Origin of the sequence: Fictibacillus aquaticus, from assembly GCF_002245695.1 — a bacterium.
Classification (GTDB): Bacteria; Bacillota; Bacilli; order Bacillales; family Fictibacillaceae; genus Fictibacillus; species Fictibacillus aquaticus.
Map to the genome: position 1 here is coordinate 1 of NZ_NOII01000087.1, position 950 is coordinate 950.

The window sequence follows — 950 nt, forward strand, 5'->3', positions numbered from 1 at the left end:
TGAAGGAAAGAAAATGGACCGCGGCTTCAAGACATTCTGGTGCAGGGGAGAAAGGTACATTGTTGTGTCTCAGCGGAACCTGTCATATGAGGATATTCAAGAGCCGCTGTATGTCAGCGAGTGTCTGAAACATGCTGGCGAGAAGGGAATTGCAGAACTCTGTCCGACGGTTTCGAGTATGCCAAACGCATACATTGACGGAAGTGCAGTGATGCTTTTTAAACTCGATTCCGAGAACCGTTCTCCGTCCAGACCGTTAGGCGAGGAGCTTGCTGATTTTCATCTGCGTTCAAAAAATATCCATCATTATCATCCGCTTCAGCGCACAGCTTTCGGACAGTGGGCTGAATTATGGATGAAACGGATGGATAATATGCACAAAAAGTATCATGATGTGAAACAGCGGAAAGAAAAGAATGATTTTGACCGTTTGTTTCTGACTTCCTTTCCTTACTATGAAGGATTGGCGGAAAACGCGATTCAGTATATCGTTGATCATGCGCTCGAGCGGGGGCCGGCTGGATTAGGATCGTCTGCTGTCTGCCACGAAAGGTTTTCTGAAGGTGCCTGGGTCGATGTGGATGGAACGTTTGCCAAACTGCCAGTCGGTTGGATCGTTGATCATCCAGTAAGAGACCTTGCTGAGTGGATAAGAGGCTATGTGTATCAGGACAATTTCCGGAACAATCAAGTGCTTGGATTCATTGATGATTACGAAAAAGTGAAGCCGCTGTCAAAAAGCTCATGGAGGCTTCTGTACGGCCGTCTTCTTTTTCCGGTCCATTACTTTGATCTTGTTGAGGGGCATTACGAGAACGAGAGAGATATCGGCAAAGAGCTTTTCGTTCGCAATTTTAACGATGTTGTCGGCAAAGAAATACAAAATGAGCAGTTTCTCCGCTCATTCTACAGAGCGATCGGGCTGCCTGTGAAGGAACTTAATATTCCTA

1 protein-coding gene is annotated in these 950 nt (G+C 46.2%); it reads left to right on the top strand.

Annotation, left to right across the window (positions count from 1 at the left end; genetic code table 11):
• Window positions 1-950, top strand: a 950-nt coding sequence (gene yutH, locus CGZ90_RS20070) for a spore coat putative kinase YutH (RefSeq protein WP_094254240.1), incomplete at both ends; no start/stop codon positions are given.